This is a genomic window from Pseudomonas sp. 8_5_2 (assembly GCF_059295255.1).
This window is the reverse complement of the sequence record NZ_CM181238.1, coordinates 1153011-1173483: the sequence shown is the minus strand read 5'-3', so window position 1 is coordinate 1173483 and position 20473 is coordinate 1153011. Positions and strand designations below refer to the sequence as shown.

17 protein-coding genes are annotated in these 20473 nt (G+C 64.0%); 7 read left to right on the top strand and 10 right to left on the bottom strand.

Annotated features, from left to right (window positions below):
• Positions 1 to 10 precede the first annotated feature (10 nt).
• From wspF to AC5O5R_RS05255, 7 genes are all read right to left on the bottom strand, one after another.
• Positions 11 to 1024 (bottom strand): Wsp signal transduction system protein-glutamate methylesterase WspF, encoded by a 1014-nt coding sequence (gene wspF, locus AC5O5R_RS05285; RefSeq protein WP_172286137.1) that lies wholly within the window; start codon positions 1022 to 1024, stop codon positions 11 to 13.
• Entirely contained in the window at positions 1021 to 3303 is a 2283-nt protein-coding gene (locus AC5O5R_RS05280) for a hybrid sensor histidine kinase/response regulator (RefSeq protein ID WP_494515028.1), read from the bottom strand. The genes wspF and AC5O5R_RS05280 overlap by 4 nt, the downstream gene beginning before the upstream one ends.
• Positions 3300 to 3962, bottom strand: coding sequence for a chemotaxis protein CheW (locus AC5O5R_RS05275; protein ID WP_172286139.1), 663 nt, complete (start codon positions 3960 to 3962; stop codon positions 3300 to 3302). Before AC5O5R_RS05275 ends, AC5O5R_RS05280 begins: the two co-directional genes overlap by 4 nt.
• Complete coding sequence (locus AC5O5R_RS05270; protein ID WP_172229906.1) at positions 3959 to 5230, bottom strand: CheR family methyltransferase; 1272 nt, start codon at positions 5228 to 5230, stop codon at positions 3959 to 3961. Before AC5O5R_RS05270 ends, AC5O5R_RS05275 begins: the two co-directional genes overlap by 4 nt.
• The gene (locus AC5O5R_RS05265; RefSeq protein ID WP_494515027.1) at positions 5227 to 5733 is read right to left on the bottom strand and encodes a chemotaxis protein CheW; all 507 of its coding nucleotides are present in this window, start codon (positions 5731 to 5733) and stop codon (positions 5227 to 5229) included. The genes AC5O5R_RS05270 and AC5O5R_RS05265 overlap by 4 nt, the downstream gene beginning before the upstream one ends.
• Positions 5734 to 5738: 5 nt before the next feature.
• Complete coding sequence (locus AC5O5R_RS05260; protein WP_172286142.1) at positions 5739 to 7361, bottom strand: methyl-accepting chemotaxis protein; 1623 nt, start codon at positions 7359 to 7361, stop codon at positions 5739 to 5741.
• Between the two features lie 204 nt (positions 7362 to 7565).
• A complete protein-coding gene (locus AC5O5R_RS05255) occupies positions 7566 to 8246 on the bottom strand; it encodes a tellurite resistance TerB family protein (RefSeq protein ID WP_172232436.1) in 681 nt (226 codons plus the stop codon).
• Between the two features lie 155 nt (positions 8247 to 8401).
• Here AC5O5R_RS05255 and ydcS point away from each other — a divergent pair, with 155 nt between their 5' ends.
• The 5 genes from ydcS (at position 8402) to AC5O5R_RS05230 (ending at position 13884) form a co-directional block, all read left to right on the top strand.
• On the top strand, positions 8402 to 9553 hold the full coding sequence (gene ydcS / locus AC5O5R_RS05250) for a putative ABC transporter substrate-binding protein YdcS (protein WP_172232439.1): 1152 nt from the start codon (positions 8402 to 8404) through the stop codon (positions 9551 to 9553).
• A gap of 148 nt (positions 9554 to 9701) precedes the next feature.
• Positions 9702 to 10733 carry an ABC transporter ATP-binding protein gene (locus AC5O5R_RS05245; RefSeq protein WP_494512160.1) on the top strand — a complete coding sequence of 344 codons (1032 nt, stop codon included), beginning with the start codon at positions 9702 to 9704 and terminating at the stop codon, positions 10731 to 10733.
• A gap of 1 nt (position 10734) precedes the next feature.
• Entirely contained in the window at positions 10735 to 11646 is a 912-nt protein-coding gene (locus AC5O5R_RS05240; RefSeq protein WP_172286144.1) for an ABC transporter permease, read from the top strand.
• Positions 11636 to 12442, top strand: a complete 807-nt coding sequence (locus AC5O5R_RS05235) for an ABC transporter permease (RefSeq protein ID WP_172223243.1) — start codon at positions 11636 to 11638, stop codon at positions 12440 to 12442. The genes AC5O5R_RS05240 and AC5O5R_RS05235 overlap by 11 nt, the downstream gene beginning before the upstream one ends.
• A gap of 17 nt (positions 12443 to 12459) precedes the next feature.
• Positions 12460 to 13884 (top strand): gamma-aminobutyraldehyde dehydrogenase, encoded by a 1425-nt coding sequence (locus AC5O5R_RS05230; protein ID WP_172223247.1) that lies wholly within the window; start codon positions 12460 to 12462, stop codon positions 13882 to 13884.
• A gap of 289 nt (positions 13885 to 14173) precedes the next feature.
• Here the strand turns inward: AC5O5R_RS05230 and AC5O5R_RS05225 are convergent, their stop codons facing one another.
• Complete coding sequence (locus tag AC5O5R_RS05225) at positions 14174 to 15280, bottom strand: NADH:flavin oxidoreductase/NADH oxidase (RefSeq protein ID WP_172223252.1); 1107 nt, start codon at positions 15278 to 15280, stop codon at positions 14174 to 14176.
• A gap of 458 nt (positions 15281 to 15738) precedes the next feature.
• Here AC5O5R_RS05225 and AC5O5R_RS05220 point away from each other — a divergent pair, with 458 nt between their 5' ends.
• Together AC5O5R_RS05220 and AC5O5R_RS05215 are read left to right on the top strand one after the other, a co-directional pair.
• Positions 15739 to 16734 carry an IS110 family RNA-guided transposase gene (locus AC5O5R_RS05220; RefSeq protein WP_494514720.1) on the top strand — a complete coding sequence of 332 codons (996 nt, stop codon included), beginning with the start codon at positions 15739 to 15741 and terminating at the stop codon, positions 16732 to 16734.
• Between the two features lie 850 nt (positions 16735 to 17584).
• Entirely contained in the window at positions 17585 to 17848 is a 264-nt protein-coding gene (locus AC5O5R_RS05215; RefSeq protein ID WP_494515026.1) for a DUF3077 domain-containing protein, read from the top strand.
• A gap of 361 nt (positions 17849 to 18209) precedes the next feature.
• On the opposite strand, the gene recJ is transcribed toward AC5O5R_RS05215, so the two are convergent.
• The gene (recJ, locus tag AC5O5R_RS05210; protein ID WP_494515025.1) at positions 18210 to 19919 is read right to left on the bottom strand and encodes a single-stranded-DNA-specific exonuclease RecJ; all 1710 of its coding nucleotides are present in this window, start codon (positions 19917 to 19919) and stop codon (positions 18210 to 18212) included.
• A gap of 8 nt (positions 19920 to 19927) precedes the next feature.
• Positions 19928 to 20470, bottom strand: a complete 543-nt coding sequence (locus AC5O5R_RS05205) for a YaeQ family protein (RefSeq protein ID WP_172223260.1) — start codon at positions 20468 to 20470, stop codon at positions 19928 to 19930.
• Between the last annotated feature and the right edge of the window lie 3 nt (positions 20471 to 20473).

Here is a 20473-nt window from a genome sequence, read left to right as displayed (position 1 = left end):
ATACACTTCGTCATTTTGCGAAAATTTCCGTCAAGCGCCCGGCTATTCGTTCCAACGGGCGGATCTCCACCGCAGCATCTATCGCCGCAGCAGCCTTGGGCATCCCGTAGACGGCGCTGCTGGCCTGGTCCTGAGCAATGGTCAGAAAGCCCTGCTGGCGCATCTGTTTCAGGCCTTGGGCACCATCGCGGCCCATGCCGGTGAGCAACACGCCCACCGCATCGCCGGTCCAGTACCGTGCCACGCTCTCGAAGAACACATCGATGGAGGGCCGGTAGATCTCGTTGACAGGTTCGGCAGTGTAGGCCAGTTGGCCGTTTTTCAGCAGCCGGATGTGGTGGTTGGTGCCTGCCAGTAACACCTGGCCAGGCTGCGGCGGCTCGCCTTCCTGGGCCAGGCGCACCGGCAAGCCTGCAGCGCTGCTGAGCCATTCGGCCATACCAGCGGCAAACACCTGGTCGACATGCTGGACCAGCACGATGGCTGCGGGGAATTTGCTCGGCAAGCCTTTGAGCAACACTTCGAGCGCTGCCGGCCCGCCAGCCGACGAGCCGATCGCCACCAGGCCAGGGCGTTGCGAGGCCTCCCGCACCGGCACGGCCTTCGGGCGTTCGGCAGGGGCACGCTGCTGGCCGACCAACCAGCCGATATTGAGAATCTTGCGCAGCAATGGCGCCGCCGCCTCGCGGGCATCGCCAGCACCCAGCGCCGGGGTATCGACCACATCCAGGGCGCCATGGCCCATGGCCTCGAACACCCGGTGCACGTTCTGCTGGCGGTCGACGGTGACGATGACAATGGCACACGGGGTTTCGGCCATGATCCGCCGGGTGGCCTCGACGCCATCCATCACCGGCATGATCAGGTCCATCAGGATCAGGTCCGGCAGTTGTTCGGCACAGCGCTGCACCGCTTCGGCGCCATTGCTGGCCACCCACACCACCCGATGCGCGGGCTCGAAAGCGACTGCCCGGCGCAGCGCCTCGACGGCCATGGGCATGTCATTGACGATGGCGATCTTCATCCTTGAGCACCTCCGATCAGCTCGACTACAGCATCCAGCAACGCATCGTCGTGGAAACTGGCTTTTGCCAAATAGTAGTCGGCGCCGGCATCCAGGCCACGCCGCCGGTCTTCCTCACGGTCCTTGTACGACACCACCATCACCGGCAGCGCCTGCAGGCGCTGGTCGCGGCGCACCAGGGTGACCAGTTCGATGCCGTCCATGCGCGGCATGTCGATGTCGGTGATCAGCAGGTCGAAATCCTCGCCACGCAGGGCGTTCCAGCCGTCCATGCCATCCACCGCCACGGCCACGTCATAGCCACGGTTACTCAACAGCTTGCGCTGCAGTTCACGCACGGTCAGTGAATCGTCGACCACCAGCACGCGCTTGCGGACCATGCCACGGGCACTGCTGTTACCGCGTTCGATACGCTCAAGGCTGCCGGTGCTGAGCAGTTTTTCCACCGAGCGCAGCAAGTCCTCGACATCGACGATCAGCACCACCGAACCATCATCGAGCAAGGCGCCGGAAGAAATGTCCTGCACCTTGCCCAGCCGTGGGTCGAGCGGCATCACCACCAGCACCCGCTCGCCCACCAGCCGTTCCACGGCCACGCCGTACAGTTGCTCGCGCTCCCGGATCACCACCACCCGCAGGCTGGCCTCTTCGGTTTGCCCGGCCGGGCGGTTCAGCAACTGGCTGGCTGCCACCAGGCCAATATGCCGACCTTCGTGCCAGAAGTGCTGGCGCCCTTCGATCTGCACGATCTGCTCGGCAGTCACCTCCAGGGTGCGTTCGATATGGGCGAGGGGGAAGGCATAGGCCTCACCGCCCACCTCGACCACCAGGCTGCGCACCACCGACAGGGTCAGTGGCACCTGCAGGTGGAAGCGGCAGCCCTGCCCCGCCACCTGGGTAAGCTCGATCGAGCCGCGCAGCTCCCGGATCATGTGTTGCACCGCATCCAGCCCCACGCCACGGCCGGACACTTCGGTGACCTTGTCGCGCAGGCTGAAGCCGGGCAGGAACAGGAACGTCAGCAGCTCCGCCTCACTCATCCGCGCCACTGTGTCGGCAGGCGACAGGGCGCGTTCCACGATGCTGCTGCGCAGGCGCTCAAGGTCGATGCCGGCGCCATCATCGATCAGCTCCAGGCTGAGCATGCCGGCCTGGTGCGAAGCACGCAGGCGGATCACGCCCTCATCCGGCTTGCCTGCCAGCAGGCGCCGTTCCGGCGGCTCGATGCCGTGGTCGACCGCGTTGCGCAACAGGTGGGTCAACGGTGCTTCGAGCTTTTCCAGTACATCGCGGTCGACCTGGGTCTTTTCGCCTTCCACGGCCAGCCGTACCGGCTTGCCCAAGGACCGGCCGAGGTCACGGACCATGCGGCTCTGGCCGGTCAGCACATCGGCAAACGGGCGCATGCGGCAGGCCAGCGCGGTGTCGTAAAGCAGTTGCGCACGCTGGCTGGCCTGCCAGCCGAACTCATCAAGGTCGGCGGCCTGCTGCTGCAGAATCTGCTGGGTCTCGGCCAACAGGCGCTGGGTTTGCGCCAAGGCATCAAGCACCTCGCTGCTCTGGCCGCTGTCTTCCAGTTGCATGCGCAGGCCGTCGAGCGCCTGCATGCCCTGCCCGTGCATGCGCTTGAGGCGCTGCAGGGTGGCCAGGTAGGGCTTGAGCCGCTGGGTTTCCACCAGCGACTTGCTGGACAGGTCGAGCAGGCTGTTGAGGCGGTCGGCGGTGACCCGTAGCACCCGTTCGCTACCTTCGCCGGCGCGCTTGCCGGCATTGCGATGCACGGTCGGCTCAGGCTCCGGCTCAAGCTCCAGTGGCTCCCTTGCCAGCAGCACAGGTTCGATTGGCGGCGCCAGGCCCGGCAAAGCCGGCGTGGCAGCTATAGCCGCAGCGCCTGGATCGAGCAGGCTGGCCATTTGTGCAAGGAACACCGGCAGGGTCGCCTGCGCCCTGGCGTCGCCCGGCGTAGCGATGCGCATCAGCAGGTCGGTCCCCTGCAACAACGCGTCGATATGCTCGGCGGTGAGGCGCAAGCGCCCTTCCTGGGCTGCCACCAGGCAATCTTCCATGACGTGGGCAACGCTGACGCCAGCATCCACTCCGACGATACGAGCCGCGCCCTTCAGCGAATGGGCGGCACGCATGCACGCCTCAAGCTGGTCGGCCTGCGTGGGGTTGCGCTCCAGCGCCATCAGGCCGGTACTCAGTACTTGAGTCTGCGCCTCGGCCTCCAGGCTGAACAGTTCGAGCAACGATGCGTCGCGCATTTGCTCCGGGGTCATGAAAGGCTCCGCTGTACGGCAGACAATAATTGTTGATCGTCCAGCACTCGCACACTGCGGCCGCGCCATTGCAGCACTGCAGCAGTGAAGTGCGTGGCATCCTGGCCACTGCCTTGCAGCAGCGGGTCGAGCCGATGAATACCGTCGACTTCTTCGACAGCCAGCACTACCGGGCCACCTTCGGCAGCCAGGATCAGCATGCGTGGCATCGCCCGCCCGCCGCGCGGCTCAGCGGCAGCGGCCTGCACACCCAGCAGGTCGGCCAGCGACAGGCACGGGACCAGCGCCCCCCGCACATTGGCAACCCCCCGCAGCACCCGCGAGCGCTGGTGTGGCAGCGAATGAACCGCCTGCAACGGGGCGATCTCGGCCAGGCAGGACGTGGCCAGCGCCAGCCATTCTTCACCCAGGCGGAACAGCAGCATGGAGCGGCCGGTGTGTTCCTCCACCGGCGCCACTGCCGGCTGGTGGTCCTGCATCAAGGCATAGCGGTCGAGCAGGCGCGTGGCTGCAGCGGCATACACCTCGCAATTGCGACAGTGGACATGCTGTTCCAGCAGTGGGCACTGCTTGTCACCGTGGACGCCAATGCGGTTCCAGCAGTCGTCGATGTGCGCGTCATCCTCGGCCAGTAGCTGCATCGCGGATTCACCCTTCATCGCTCAGACTCCCGGCCAACCCGCGCAGCCCGCTCCTGCAGGCGCCGGGCCCCGGCCAGGTCGCCCTGGGCCGCCAGCAGGGCCGCCAGGTGCACCAGCGCCTCGGGGTGCTGTGGTTCCAGGTACAGGGCCTTGCGGTAGTGGGTCAGTGCCTGCTGCGCATCGCCTGCGGTGTCACTGAGCAGCCCCAGCCAGTAGTACACCTGCGCCGACGGCGCGAACTGCCCCAGGTAGCGCTGGCATTCGCTGCGGGCCTGATCGCTGGCACCGGCATTGGCCAGCCGGGCAATGCTGTCCAGCAACTCGCTTTCGTCCTCACGCTGGTTGCGCGCCGGCGCGGGCCTGGTCGTGACCGGCAGCACCCGCAGCGGGCGCGGCAACGCTGCACCCGGCGGCGGATAGCCCGGGGTGGCCAGTGCGGGTTGGGGACGCTTTACGGGCAGGGCCGAAGCCGCCGCCAGCGGCGTGCTGCCGCCCTCCTGACGCACATAGGCGAACGACTGCGCGATGCCCAGCGGGCGCATGCCCAACCGTGCCAGCAAGCTGCCCTCGGCGGGGCCGATGAACAGCACACCCTGCGGATGCAGCAGGCGTTTGAGCACTTCGAACACTCGCTGCTGGGTTGGTACGTCGAAATAGATCAACAGGTTGCGGCAGAACACGAAGTCGTACAGGCCATCGCGGCTGGCCAGCGCCGGGTCGAGCACGTTGCCTACCTGCAGGCTGACTGGCTGGCGTACCCGCTCATGCAGGCGGTGGCCTTCGTCAACAGCATCGAAGTAGCGCTCGCGAAAGCCCAGGTCGCTGCCGCGAAACGCATTGCGCCCATACACGGCCTGCCCAGCCTTGGCCACCGAGCTGGGACTGATGTCCATGCCGTCGATCAAAAACGCACCCGGTGCGATGCCGGCATCCAGCAAGGCCATGGCCAGCGAATAGGGCTCCTCGCCGGTCGAGCACGGCAAGCTGAGCAAGCGCAGTGGCCGCGCCCCCGCCAACTCGGCCAGGCGCTTGTGCGCCAGGCTGGCCAGGGCGGTGAAGGACTCCGGGTAACGGAAGAACCAGGTTTCCGGAACGATCACCGCCTCGATCAGCGCCTGCTGTTCATCGGCAGACTGCTGCAGCCGCAGCCAGTAATCGTCCAGGTCGATGGCGTTCATGGCAACACAGCGCTGGCGCAGCGCACGCTCGACCATGGGCGCGCCCACCGACTCCACGTCCAGGCCGATGCGCTCGCGCAAGAAGCGAAAAAAACGCTGTTCGATCATGTCGCCATCCCTGTCTGGTGATCCGCGTACAGCAGTTCATGCACGGCCGCCGGCAGCAGGTCGTTTACTTCCACACGCTGCAGCAGGCCTTGTTCATCCTGGCGCACCGGCCCCAGGTACGGCGCCTCGCCGGTATCCACACCATAGGGCTGGAATTCGTCGGGGTGGCAACGCAGTGTTTCGGTGGCCTGTTCCAGGATCAGGCCAAGCTGCAGCCCCCCTCGGTAGTGCACCAGCACCAGGCGGGTACTGGTGCGCTGCGCCGCCGGCTGGCCGAAGCTCAATGCGGCCAGGTCGATCACGGGCACCAGCAGGCCGCGGTGGGCGAGGATGCCCGCGACCCACGCGGGCGCCTGGGCAATGGGCTTGAGCGGCTGACGCGGCAGCACCTCGATCACCTCGTGCGCACTCAGGGCAAAGCGCTGCTGCCTGATGCGAAACTGCAGGTACAACGCACCCTTGGCGTTGCCCGCCCGCGCGGCGCGGGGTCGCAAGTCGTTCATCGCAGTCAGACTTTGAAGCGCGACACGCCGCCGCGCAGGCCTGCGGCCACCTGGCTCAGCTCATCGATGGCGAAGCTTGCCTGGCGCAGCGACTCGACAGTCTGGGTGCTGGCGTCGCTGAGCTGGGCCAGCGCCTGGTTGATCTGCTCGGCACCGGTAGCCTGGGCCTGCATGCCTTCATTGACCATCAACACGCGCGGCGCCAGCGCCTGCACCTGGTGGATGATCTGGCTGAGCTGCTCGCCGACCTGCTGCACCTCGAACATGCCGCGGCGCACTTCTTCGGAGAACTTGTCCATGCCCATCACCCCGGCCGACACGGCCGACTGGATCTCGCGCACCATCTGTTCGATGTCGTAGGTGGCCACGGCGGTCTGGTCGGCCAGGCGGCGCACTTCGGTGGCCACCACGGCAAAACCACGGCCGTACTCGCCGGCCTTTTCCGCTTCGATAGCGGCGTTGAGCGACAGCAGGTTGGTCTGGTCGGCGACCTTGACGATGGTCACCACCATCTGGGTGATATTGCTGGCCTTCTCGTTGAGAATGCCCAGCTTGGCGTTGACCAGGTCGGCAGCGCCCATGACCTGGTGCATGGTCTCTTCCATGCGCGCCAGGCCCTGCTGGCCGGAGCCGGCGAGGCTGGAGGCCTGGTCGGCGGCCGAGGTGACTTCGGTCATGGTGCGCACCAGGTCACGCGAGGTGGCGGCAATTTCCCGCGAGGTAGCGCCGATCTCGGTGGTGGTCGCGGCAGTTTCGGTGGCAGTCGCCTGCTGTTGCTTGGAAGTGGCGGCAATTTCAGTCACCGAGGTGGTCACCTGCACCGACGAGCGCTGGGCCTGGGCCACCAGGTTGGCCAGGGCTTCGGCCATTTCGTTGAAGCCGCTTTCGATGGCACCGAACTCGTCCTTGCGGTCCAGGCTCAGGCGCATGCTCAGGTCGCCCGAGCGCAGCTTGTCGAGGGCATGCACGATGCGCTGCATGGGCGCGGTGATGGCGCGCATCAACAGCAGGCCGCAGATGCCGGCCGCGACGATGGCCAGTAGCAGCGATACCACCATGCTGCCCTTGGCGGTGCTCACGGCACTGACGATCTCACTGGTGTCGGCTTCGGAGGAGGCACGGTTGTGATCGATCACTTCGTTGAGCAGCTTGCGCCCGGCCACCCAGGCCGGGGTCAGCACCTCGGTGATCAGCCGCTGGGCTTCGTCGTAGTCATGCTGGCGGTAGGCGTCCAGTACCTGGCCGACGACCTTGAGGTAGGCCTGCTCCATCTGATTGAAGCTGTCGAAGCGCGTCTGGTCGTCGGTATCCTGAATGGTCCCCTGGTAGCTGGCCATGTGCTGCTTCAGACGGTCCTCGAAGCTCTTGAACAGTTCCAGGTCGGCAGATGTGATTTCGCGTCGGTTGGAAAGGCCGACCAACTGCTGGCTGGTGACGTAACTGTCGACCCACGCGCTGCGGATCATCGAGCTGTAATAGAGCCCCGGGATGCTGTCTGTCCCCACCGCCTCTTCGGCGCTTTCGATGGTCACCAACCGCGAGTAGGCGGCCACGATCATCAGCAGCATGATGGCGATGATCACGGCGAAACTTGCCAGGATCCGTTGGCGCAAGGTCCAGTTCTTCACATTCAGCCCTCAGGAATTCACAACGAGCGGGGAAATCGCCGAAGTATAGCCCAGAGGCCTTATGCTTTTGCGGGTGAAATGTGGGGATGGGGCGTCAAGGCCACCGGGTGCCCGCTTCGACAGATTCAGCGCCTGTGAGATCGAGCGCCGCGCGGGCGGCGCTCGATCACCCAGCCGCTGCAAATGCCATGGCGAGCACTGCCACTACGCTCCCGCCAACCGTACCTGGCTTTCAAGCTCCTGACGCAGCGCCGGGTCCAGCCGCAACTGGCGCGCCAGTTCATCCAGGTACGCGCGCTCCATGAAGTTTTCCTGGTCAACCATCATCACGCTGGCCAGGTACATCTCGGCAGCCATCTCCGGGGTTTGCGCAGCTCGCGCCACCTCGGCCGGGTCAAGCGGCTTGTTCAGCTCGGCATGCAGCCAGTACTGCAGTTCGCGGTCACTGTCCAGGCGGGCGAATTCACCCTCGATCAAGTCCCGCTCACGCTCGTCGATATGCCCGTCGGACTTGGCCGCCGCGACCAGCGCCCGCAGCACCGCCTGGCTGTGCTGCTCGACCTGGGGCGGTGGCAGGCGGTCGACCGTCTGCGGCTCCGGCCTGGCGCCCTGCTGGTTCGCCTGCCAGTTGCCGTAGGCCTTGTAGGCCAGCACGCCCAGCGCGGCCAGACCGCCGTAGGTCAGCGCCTTGCCGCCATATTTGCGGGCTTTCTTGTTGCCCAGCAAGAGCCCCAGCGCCCCCCCGCCCAGCAGGCCGCCCCCCGCACCGGACAACAGCCCGCCAAGGCCCCCGCCAGCACTGGCGGATTGGCTTGTACCTGCCTTTTTGTCGAGCAGTTGCTGGCCGGATTTGAGCAGTTGATCAAGCAAGCCCCGGGTATTCATTCGCGCGTCTCCGCATCTGGGAAATGAATGGCCAGAGTAAGGCTTGGCGCAGCGTGCGCCATCGGGGATTTGCTTCTGGATGTTGCGTTGGCTGGCAAAAAGCCAACTAGACTCGAGCACTGCCCGGACCAAAATCTCCAAGAAGAGGGAACACCATGCCAGTGCACAAGACCGCATTGCTCGGCGCCATGTCGGGCGCCTTGCTCGCCAGCGCCAGCCTGCAGGCCGCCGAGCCACCCAAGGCCGTGGGGCCCGGCGAGGGGCGCCTGGACATCGTCGCCTGGCCCGGCTACATCGAACGCGGCGAAAGCGACAAGGCCTACGACTGGGTGACCGGTTTCGAGAAGGAGACCGGCTGCAAGGTCAGCGTCAAGACCGCCGCCACCTCGGACGAAATGGTCAGCCTGATGACCAAGGGCGGCTACGACCTGGTCACCGCCTCGGGCGACGCCTCGCTGCGGCTGATCGTGGGCAAGCGCGTACAGCCGATCAACACCACCCTGATCCCCAACTGGAAGAACATCGACCCGCGTCTGCAGGACGGCGGCTGGTACGTGGTCGACAAGCAGGTGTATGGCACCCCGTATCAGTGGGGGCCGAATGTGCTGCTGTACAACACCAATACCTTCAAGCAGCCGCCCACCAGCTGGGGCGTGGTGTTCGAGCCGCAGAACCTGCCCGACGGCAAGCCCAACAAAGGCCGGGTCCAGGCCTACGACGGCCCCATCTACATCGCTGACGCGGCGCTGTACCTGAAGTCGGCCAAGCCCGAGCTGGGCATCAACGACCCGTACGAACTCAACGAGCAGCAATACAAGGCCGTGCTCGAACTGCTGCGCCAGCAACAACCGCTGATCCACCGCTACTGGCATGACGCCACGGTGCAGATGAGCGATGTGAAGAACGAAGGTGTAGTCGCCTCCAGCTCGTGGGGCTACATGGTCAATGGCCTGAAGGCCGAGAACCAGCCGGTGGCCTCGACCATTCCCAGGGAGGGCGCTACCGGCTGGGCCGACACCACCATGCTGCACAGCGAGGCCAAACACCCCAACTGCGCCTACAAGTGGATGGACTGGTCGCTGCAGCCGAAGGTGCAGGGTGACGTGGCGGCCTGGTTCGGCTCGTTGCCGGCGGTGCCAGCGGCCTGCACCGGCAGCGAACTGCTGGGCGCCGAAGGTTGCAAGACCAACGGTTTCGACAACTTCGACAAGATCGCGTTCTGGAAAACCCCGCAGGCCCAGGGCGGCAAGTTCGTGCCGTATAGCCGCTGGACCCAGGACTATATTGCGATCATGGGTGGGCGCTGAGGGTTGCTTCGCCCGCACCGGCCCTATCGCCGGCAAGCCAGCTCCCACTAGTACTGCACAAGTCTCCAGTACTGTGCGGTCCCTGTGGGAGCTGGCTTGCCGGCGATAGGGCCAGTACAGGCAATACAAGAACAACTGAGAGCTGCTTATGCCCCTAGCCGTCCAGTTCACCCAGGTTTCCCGTACCTTCGGCGAGGTCAAGGCCGTCGACCAGGTCAGCATCGACATCATCGATGGCGAGTTCTTCTCCATGCTCGGCCCCTCGGGCTCGGGCAAGACCACCTGCCTGCGCCTGATCGCCGGCTTCGAGCAGCCCACCCACGGCTCGATCCGCATCCACGGTGTGGAGGCCGCCGGCGTGCCGCCCTATCAACGTGACGTCAACACCGTGTTCCAGGACTACGCGCTGTTCCCGCACATGAATGTGCTGGACAACATCGCCTATGGCCTGAAAGTAAAAGGCGTCGCCAGGGCCGAACGCCAGGCCCGCGCCGAAGAAGCCCTGGCCATGGTGGCACTGGCCGACTACGGCGCCCGCAAACCGGCGCACCTGTCCGGGGGCCAGCGCCAGCGCGTGGCCCTGGCCCGGGCACTGGTCAACCGGCCGCGGGTGCTACTGCTGGACGAACCCCTGGGCGCGCTGGACCTGAAACTGCGTGAGCAGATGCAGGGCGAACTGAAAAAGCTGCAGCGCCAACTGGGCATCACCTTCATATTCGTCACCCACGACCAGACCGAAGCCCTGTCGATGTCCGACCGGGTCGCTGTGTTCAACCGCGGCCGTATCGAGCAGGTCGACACGCCGCGCAACCTGTACATGAAACCCGCCACCACCTTCGTCGCCGAATTCGTCGGCACCTCCAACGTGGTGCGTGGCGAGCTGGCGATGGCCCTGAACGGCAGCCCGGCGCCCTTCTCGATCCGCCCCGAGCACATCCGCCTGGGCGACCCGGTGGTCACCAGCCATGAGGTGCAGGTCAGCGGCCTGTTGCGCGATGTGCAGTACCAGGGCAGCGCCACCCGCTACGAGCTGCAGCTGGACAGCGGCCAACTGCTGGCGGTGACCCAGGCCAACGACCGCTGGCAGGCACAGGCACAGGCCTGGCAGCCGGGGCAACGGATTCAGGCGCACTGGCCGCGTGAGGCGATGACGGTGTTGCAGGAAACCGAGGCCCACTGACATGAGCACACTGCGCAGCCTGTCCAACCTGCTGTACCGGCGCCCCAACCTGTACCTGGCGCTGCTGTTGATCCCGCCGCTGACCTGGTTCGGCGCCATCTACCTGGGCTCGCTGCTGAACCTGTTGTGGCAGGGTTTCTATACCTTCGACGACTTCACCATGGCGGTGACCCCGGAACTGACCCTGGGCAACTTCGCCGCGCTGCTCAACCCGTCGAACTTCGACATCATCCTGCGCACCCTGGGCATGGCGGTGGCCGTGTCGCTGGCCAGCGCGGTGCTGGCCTTTCCCATCGCCTACTACATGGCGCGCTACACCAGCGGCAAGACAAAGGCGTTTTTCTACATCGCGGTGATGATGCCGATGTGGGCCAGCTACATCGTCAAGACCTACGCCTGGACCCTGCTGCTGGCCAAGGGCGGCGTCGCCCAGTGGTTCGTCCAGCAGCTGCATCTGGATGCGCTGCTGCAAGCCGTGCTGACCGTGCCGGGGGTGGGCGGCAGTACATTATCCACCTCGCACCTGGGGCGCTTCATGGTGTTCGTGTACATCTGGCTGCCGTTCATGATCCTGCCCATCCAGGCCGCTCTGGAGCGCTTGCCGCCTTCGCTGCTGCAAGCGTCGGCGGACTTGGGTGCGCGGCCCGGGCAAACCTTTGTGCAGGTGATCCTGCCGCTGTCGATTCCGGGCATCGCCGCCGGCTCGATCTTCACCTTCTCGCTCACCCTGGGCGATTTCATCGTGCCGCAACTGGTCGGCCCGCCCGGGTACTTCATCGGCAGCATGGTCTACGCCCAGCAAGGGGCGATCGGCAACATGCCGATGGCCGCCGCGTTCACCCTGGTGCCGATCGTGCTGATCGCGGTGTACCTGTCCATCGTCAAGCGCCTGGGGGCCTTCGATGCACTCTGAAAAAGCGTCAACCGGGCTGCGCCTGGCAGCCTGGGGCGGCTTGTTGTTCCTGCACTTCCCGATCCTGATCATCTTCCTGTACGCGTTCAACACCGAAGAAGCCGCGTTCAGCTTCCCACCCAAGGGTTTTACCCTGAAGTGGTTAACCGTGGCCTTTGCCCGGCCCGATGTGCTGGAGGCCATCAAGCTATCGCTGCAGGTGGCCTGCCTGGCCACGCTGATCGCCCTGGTGCTCGGCACGCTGGCCTCGGCGGCGTTGTACCGGCGCAGCTTTTTTGGCAAGGAGAGCATTTCGCTGATGCTGATCCTGCCCATCGCCCTGCCCGGCATCATCACCGGCATCGCCCTGCTCTCGGCATTCAAGACCCTGGGCATCGAGCCGGGGGTGTTCACCATCGTGGTCGGCCACGCCACGTTCTGCGTGGTGATCGTCTACAACAACGTGATCGCCCGCCTGCGGCGGACCTCGCAAAGCCTGATCGAGGCCTCGATGGACCTTGGCGCCGATGGCTGGCAAACCTTCCGCTACATCATTCTGCCCAACCTTGGCTCGGCGCTGCTGGCGGGCGGCATGCTGGCCTTTGCCCTGTCGTTCGATGAAATCATCGTCACCACCTTTACCGCCGGCCACGAACGCACCCTGCCGATCTGGCTGCTCAACCAGCTCAGCCGCCCGCGCGACGTGCCGGTGACCAATGTGGTCGCCATGCTGGTGATGCTGGTGACCATGCTGCCGATCCTTGGCGCCTATTACCTGACCCGCGGCGGCGAAAGCGTCGCGGGCAGTGGCAAATGACCCTGGAGGAGTCTCCGATGCAAACGCAGATGCTGATCAACGGCCAACTGGTCGCGGGCGAAGGCCCGGCCTGGACCGTGCTCAACCCGGCCCTGGGCAGTGCCCTGGCGCAAATCAACGAAGCCACCGAAGCCCAGGTGGACAGCGCCGTGCGCGCCGCCGACCAGGCCTTCGACAGCTGGTCGCAAACCAGCCCCAAGGAGCGCTCGCAGGCGTTGCTGGCGCTGGCCGACACGATCGAAGCCCATGGCGATGAACTGGCGCGGCTGGAATCGCAGAACTGCGGCAAGCCATTGAGCGCCGCACTGAATGACGAAATCCCCGCGATTGCCGATGTGTTCCGCTACTTCGCCGGTGCCGCGCGTTGCCTGGGCGGCTCTGCGGCGGGCGAATACCTGCCGGGCCACACCTCGATGATTCGCCGTGACCCGGTGGGCGTGGTGGCCTCGATAGCCCCCTGGAACTACCCGTTGATGATGCTGGCATGGAAGATCGCCCCGGCCCTTGCGGCCGGCAATACCGTGGTGATCAAACCTTCGGAGATGACCCCGTTGACCGCCCTGCGCCTGGGCGAAATGGCCCGGGAGCTGCTACCGCCTGGCGTCTTGAACATCCTCTTCGGCCGAGGCCAGACAGTCGGCAACCCGCTGGTCAACCACCCCAAGGTGCGCATGGTGTCGCTGACCGGTTCGATCCCCACAGGCGCACATATCATCAGTGCCACCGCCGACAGCGTGAAACGCATGCACATGGAACTGGGTGGCAAGGCCCCGGTGCTGGTGTTCGATGATGCCGACATCGATGCCGCCATCGACGGCATCCGAACGTTCGGCTTCTACAACGCCGGCCAGGACTGCACTGCAGCCTGCAGGCTGTATGTGCAGGACGGTATCTACGAACGCTTTGTCGAGCGCCTGGGTGAAGCAGTCTCCAGCCTGAAGGCCGGCCTGCAGGAAGCAGAAGACACCGAACTGGGGCCATTGATCAGTGCCCAGCACCGCGACAAGGTCTCCGGCCTGGTGCAGCGGGCCATCGCCCAGCCGCACATTCGCCTGGTAACGGGTGGCAAAGCCATTGATGGCGATGGTTTCTTCTACGCCCCGACCGTGCTGGCCGACGCCCTGCAGGACGACGAGATCGTGCGCAACGAAGTGTTCGGCCCGGTGGTATCGGTGACGCGATTTACCGACGAGGCGCAGGCGCTGGAGTGGGCCAACGATTCCAACTACGGCCTGGCCTCATCGGTATGGACCCGCGACACCGGCCGCGCCCATCGCCTGGCTGCGCGCCTGCAATATGGCTGTACCTGGGTGAATACCCACTTCATGCTGGTCAGCGAAATGCCGCACGGTGGGCAGAAGCATTCCGGGTATGGGAAGGATATGTCGATGTACGGGCTGGAGGATTACACCTGCGTGCGGCATGTGATGATCAAACATTGAGCGTAAAGCCTGGATTGGGACCGGCAGCTCAATCCAGGCGCTTCTACAAGCGGTTCAGCGCATTCCCAATGCCACATCCTTTATCTTGCAGCCATCAAAATGGGATGGGCATCATCCAGCCCTTCAGGCTGCGCAGACTCTGTGGGAGCGGGTTTACCCGCGAATGCGGAGGTAAAACCACCATCGCATTCGCGGGCGTGCCCGCTCCCACAGGTACATCACAGCCCTTGAGTTAGTGCTGTACCTGTGGGAGCGGGCACGCCCGCGAAGAGGCCAGTACAGGTAGCCTCTAGTCGCGTAGGTCTGACTCATGAATCGGGTTGGCCCGGCTGGTCGCGCGCTGGTATTGCGCCGGCCAGGTGGCCTTGTTGCCGCCCAGGTCGTCGTCGGCATGCAGCGGCCAGTAAGGGTCGCGCAACAGTTCGCGGGCGAGGAAGATCACATCGGCCTGGCCGGTGCGCAGGATGTGCTCGGCCTGGGCGGGCTCGGTGATCATGCCCACGGTGCCGGTGGCGATTTCCGCCTCTTTGCGCACGCGTTCGGCGAAACGGGTCTGATAACCGGGGCCCGTAGGGATTTCGGCGTTGACCGACGTGCCGCCCGACGATACATCGATCAGGTCGACACCCAGCGCACGCAGGCGCCGCGCCAGCTCGACGGTTTCATCCGGGTTCCAGCCGTCCTCCACCCAGTCGGTCGCCGATACCCGCACCAACAGCGGTAATTCGGCGGGCCAGGCATTGCGCACAGCCTCGACCACCTGCAGGGTCAGGCGGATGCGGTTTTCGAAGCAGCTGCCGTACTCGTCGCGGCGCTGGTTGCTGAGCGGCGACAGGAACTGGTGCAGCAGGTAGCCATGGGCGGCATGAATTTCCACCACCTTGAAACCCGCCGTCAAGGCACGCTTGGTCGAGGCCACGAAGGCGTCGACCACGTCCTGGATTTCTTCCTTGCTCAATTCACGCGGCGCAGTGTGTTGTGGGTCGAAGGCGATCCTCGACGGCCCCACCGGCTGCCAGCCCCCCTCCTCCAGCTTGACGCTGCCCTGCTTGCCCAGCCAAGGGCGATAGGTACTGGCCTTGCGTCCGGCGTGGGCCAGCTGGATACCGGGCACGGCGCCCTGGGCGGTGATGAAGCGGGTGATGCGTTGCAGCGGGGCGATCTGGGCGTCTTCCCACAGGCCGAGATCTTCGGCGGTGATACGGCCATCGGCAGTGACCGCCACGGCTTCGGTGATCACCAGCCCCGCACCGCCTACGGCGCGGCTACCCAGATGAACAAGGTGCCAATCGTTGGCCAGGCCATCGATGGCGGAATACTGGCACATCGGCGACACAGCGATGCGGTTGGGCAGGGTCAGCTGACGCAGGGTGTAAGGCTCGAGCAGCAAGCTCATGAGGGCACCTCCCAAGGACTCCAATGGTGATCCGGCCCGAGCACTCAATTACACGTCCCTGGCCCGGGTCCGGTCAGTATTCAGACTAGACCAGAATGGTTGGGGGGAAGGTTCCATGGGATTTTGGGGTGTCTGACGTGGGGATGATGGCGCCTGTGAGATCGAGCGCCGCCCGCGCGGCGCATCGCGGATAAATCCGCTCCTTGTATGTTGTGTCTGACCCTGACGAGAGAGGTTATTCTGGTCAGGTTCGAGAAGCACTTCCGGGGAGACCGATCGCTCCTGAAGGCAGGCTTGCCCTGACCTTGTATGTAGAGAGGTCCCCCGCCTCATTGCCCACTACGAAGAGTATCGAGAAGCCGACTAGTCGGACTTCGCATTACAAGGTTGCAGCGGCATGAATTTCGAGGTCGGGGAACCGGAGGCCATTGTTACCTAACTCACATGCGGTGGGAAGAATGAGTGTCTGTGTTGGCGTGGATATCGGTTCGCGTACTTCGATTGCTGGGGTGCGTAAAGATGGGCGCCCTGTCGGGCAATGGGACATCGCCCAGACACCCGCTGGCCGCAAGGCAGCGGTGAAAAAACTGCAGGCCCTCAAACCCAAGACGATCGTGATGGAGGCCACGGGGATCTATTATTTGGACCTCGCGCTTGAGCTGCATGCGGCCGACCTTCCTGTTTCAGTCATCAACCCCAAAAGTTTCCATAACTTCGTCAAGCTCATGCTGGTCAACAGCAAGACTGATGCAATAGATGCTCAGTTGCTAGCCGAGTACGGCGAGCGTATGACGCCGCGCTTGTGGACACCGCCAAGCCCTGTACAGCTTGAGCTCAGGGCCCTCGGTCGGCACATCAATCGGCTGGTAGGACACCGCACCAGGGCGAAAAATGAGCTGCATGCACTGCAGGCGACCGCTACGACCATTTCTATTTTGATCGAGGATCAGGAGGAGGCGATTGCCACCCTGGACACTCGCATTGAGCGCTTTCGTAAAGCAGGACGCGAACTGATCGCCCAATGTCCAACCCTCACCCAGCAATACAAGCAACTACTCGCAGGCCCCGGAATAGGAGAAGTTACGGCACTTGCAGCTTTGGCTGAATTGACCACACTGCCTGAACTGCTCAAGTCCTCTCAGGTAGCACGCCATGCGGGGCTGGATGTTCGACAGACACAATCTGGAACAAGCATCGACAAGCCAGGCCGGCTCGGTAAGAGTGGGAATGCGTATCTACGCGCAGCCATGTATATGCCAGCGTTGACTGCGGTGCGCTGTGACCCTTATGCAAAGGCCTTTTACGAGTCGCTGATCGGTAGAGGCAAGAAAAAAATGCAAGCTATCGCCGCTGTCATGCGCAAATACCTGACAGGTATCTGGGCATGCATGCGCGGGGATGTGCCATTTGATACGGCCAAGCTTTTCAGCTCTGAACACCTCAGAAAAGCTTGACCGCCAACAGAGTATCTACATTTGTTGCAACGTGCCAAACCTGTCAGGCCATGGTTGCCTGCGTTGTTGGCCTGACGATATTTACATGTGAGCGCGACTGCCGCTCCACCAGTCTTGAGTCATGCACCAAGGCTGACAACTATGGCCTCGCAGGCATGGCCACGTTGCAACAAATGTAGGAGCGGATTTATCCGCGATGCGCCGCGCGGGCGGCGCTCGATCTTATAGGCGACATCACACTGAAGGCAGGCAACTGGTAGCCCAAACCGCCGCGACAGCCAAACACCCTGACAAGCATTTCAGATATCCCCTACAACCGATGTATGGCGATTCCCAACCTGAGGAAATACCCTACAAGTCCTGTCGACACCCGCCTGATTGTTACTGGAATCCTGAGTCATTAGCCTTTGCTGGTCGCTGCCATTCAGCGTCCGGGCGTGGAATCCCGATCAATTACCGAGTAGCTGTCGTCATGGCAGTTGTGCGCGGAAGGTCACAAGCCTACCGGGTTTACTCGTAGCCTGGATTCCACACCGCGTACAACTGCCACCCTTCGTGTGGAATCGGAGAAGCAGTCAATCAGTAACCCTACGAGTGATTGATATGAAAATGACAATCCCTGATCCACCCCCTCATTTCGATTTTGCTTCCAATAAGCACTTTCATCCATTGTCGCTGGCTTTGGAGATCAAGATGAGCCGGCAGTGAGGTTGGATTTACCGGCCTCTTCGCGGGTAAACCCGCCCCTACAGACCCCCACAAGCATCAAGGCTTGCGCACAACCTGTGGGAGCGGGTTCACCCGCGAAGAGGCCAGGACATCCACTCGAAGTGATTCAGGAGAGGGATCAATGAGCACAGACGACACCCAATTCACTGTCGGCAAAACCACCTTCTTCCAAGGTGAAAACCAAACCCACCCCCTGTTCCGCATCGAAGCCGGCATTCCGTGCCGGGACGCCCGTGATCAGGCATCTGAATTGATGGGCTACGTACGCGAACTGACCATTGTCGGCCTGATGGATGAGAAACCGATGATGATCTGGGCTGCCCACTACCTCAGTGCGATGGCCAAGGCGTTGATGGATGATGCCGAGTTAGGTATGTCGCGTTGAGGTTGGTGTGGTCGTCGTTCGCGTGAAGGCCACCGGGTGTACGCCGACAAGTTTGCAGCGCCTGTGAGATCGAGCGCCGCGCGGGCGGCGCTCGATTTCATAGGCGACATCACACTAAAGGCAGGCACCTGGCAGCCCCAACCGCCGCGACAGCCAAGCACCCTTACAGGCATTTCAGCCCGCCGCACAACCCTGTGGGAGCGGGCATGCCCGCGAAGCAGGCGACTCGGTGGATGGCACCGGCTTCGCCGGTGTTCACGGGTATGCCCGCTCCCACAGGGAAGGCGCATGACTTGAGGGCAAAGCGGTCGCAGTGGGAGCTTGCCGGCGATGGGCTGCAGAGCAGCCCCCGGAACTGCAGTCAGCGCGGCTCCATATGGGCAATCATCAACTGCACACTTTCATTGCCGCGAAACTCGTTCACATCCAGCTTGTAGGCCAGCTCGACCCAGCGCACTGTCGGGTTCGGCCAGACTTCGCGGTCGATACCAAAGGCAATGCCGTCCAGCCGCACCGAACCACATTCGCTCTTGAGCATCACCTTCAAATGCCGCTCGCCAACCACACGCTGCTCCACCAGCTGGAACACGCCATGGAACAGTGGCTCGGGGAAATGCTGCCCCCACGGCCCGGCATTGCGCAGGGCCTTGGCCAGGTCGAGGTGGAACTCTTCCACTGCCAGGCTGCCATCGGACAGCAGACGGCCGGTCAGGTCGTCCTCGCACAACTGGCGCCGCACTTCCTCGTCGAACGCCTCGGCAAACGCCGGGAAATTGCCCTCGGGCAAAGACAACCCTGCTGCCATGGCGTGGCCACCAAACTTGCTGATCAGCTGCGGCTGGCGCGCCGCCACGGCATCCAGCGCATCACGAATGTGAAACCCCGGCACCGAGCGCGCCGAGCCTTTGAGCATGCCGTCACCGGCATCGGCAAAGGCGATGGTCGGCCGGTGATAACGCTCCTTCAGGCGCGATGCCAGAATACCGATCACCCCCTGGTGCCAGTCGGCATCGAACAGGCAAAGCCCGTACGGCATGGACTCGACCGGCAGGTCCTTGAGCTGCGCCAGCGCTTCGCGCTGCATACCCTGCTCGATGGACTTGCGGTCCTGGTTAAGGCCATCCAGCTGTTGGGCCATGTCCTGGGCCAGGGCCTGGTCCTCGCACAGCAGGCACTCGATACCCAGGCTCATGTCATCCAGGCGCCCGGCGGCGTTCAGCCGTGGGCCAAGGATGAAGCCGAGGTCGGTCGAGGTGATGCGTCGATGATCACGGCGCGCCACTTCGAGAATGGCTTTCAGGCCCGGCCTGGCGCGGCCGGCGCGGATACGCTCCAGGCCCTGATGGACCAGAATGCGGTTGTTGGCGTCCAGCGGCACCACGTCGGCAACACTGCCCAGCGCCACCAGGTCGAGCAGTTCGCCGATATTGGGCTGCGGCTGCGTTTCGTAGCGGCCGAGGCTGCGCAGGCGCGCGCGCAAGGCCATAAGCACGTAGAAGATGACGCCAACCCCGGCCAACGCCTTGCTGGGAAACTCGCAGCCCGGCTGGTTGGGGTTGATGATGGCGTCGGCATCGGGAAGCTGCTGGCCGGGCAGGTGGTGGTCGGTGACCAGCACCTTGAGCCCGGCCGCCTTGGCGGCGGCAACGCCGTCGACGCTGGAAATGCCGTTGTCCACGGTGATCAGCAGCTGTGGCTGGCGCTGCAGCGCTACCTCGACGATTTCCGGGGTCAGGCCGTAGCCGTATTCGAAGCGGTTGGGCACCAGGTAGTCGACATGGGCCGCGCCCAGCAGGCGCAGGCCCAGCACCCCGACGGTGCTGGCGGTGGCGCCGTCGGCATCGAAGTCACCGACGATGAGGATACGCTGGCGCTGGTCAAGGGCCTGGACCAGCAGGTCCACGCCGGCCTCGATGCCCTTGAGCTGCTGATACGGCAGCAGACGCGCCAGGCTCTTGTCCAGCTCGGCCTCGTTCTGCACGCCACGCGCAGCGTACAGGCGGGTCAGCAAGGGTGGCAGGTTACCCAGCAATGGCAGGGTCGGCGGCAGGGGACGCGGTTCGATACGCATGGGTCGCTTCAGCCACGCTCACCGAGCAGCCACTGCAACTGCACTTCGTGCTGGCCACGGTCGTCAGTCACGAATACCGTGCCTTCGCTGATCATCACGTCCCATTTGATGCTGCGTGGCATATCGGTAGCCAAGGTCTCCAGCACTTCCTGGGGCACGGCGGCGATGTTCAGGTTCTTCAGGTTCTTGACTGCGCTCAACACCTTGGTTTCCCACACACGCAGGCTGCCATACGCCAGCAGGCTGGTGCGTTCGGTGCGACGCGAGCACCAGGTCAGGCGGTCGGCATCGGGTTGGCCCACTTCGATCCAGTGCAGCACGCGGTCATCCAGGCTTTTTTCCCACAGCGCCGGCTCGTCGACATCCGACAGGCCACGACCGAACGACAGGTTCTCGTTGTACCACAGCGCGTACGCCAACAGCCGGACCGCCATGCGCTCTTCCGTTTCCGATGGGTGGCGGGCGATGGTCTGCTTGACGCTTTCGTAGACGTTGCGATCAAGGTCAGTCAGATTCAGTTCGAACTTGTAGGTGGTGGACGGCTGGGCCATGGT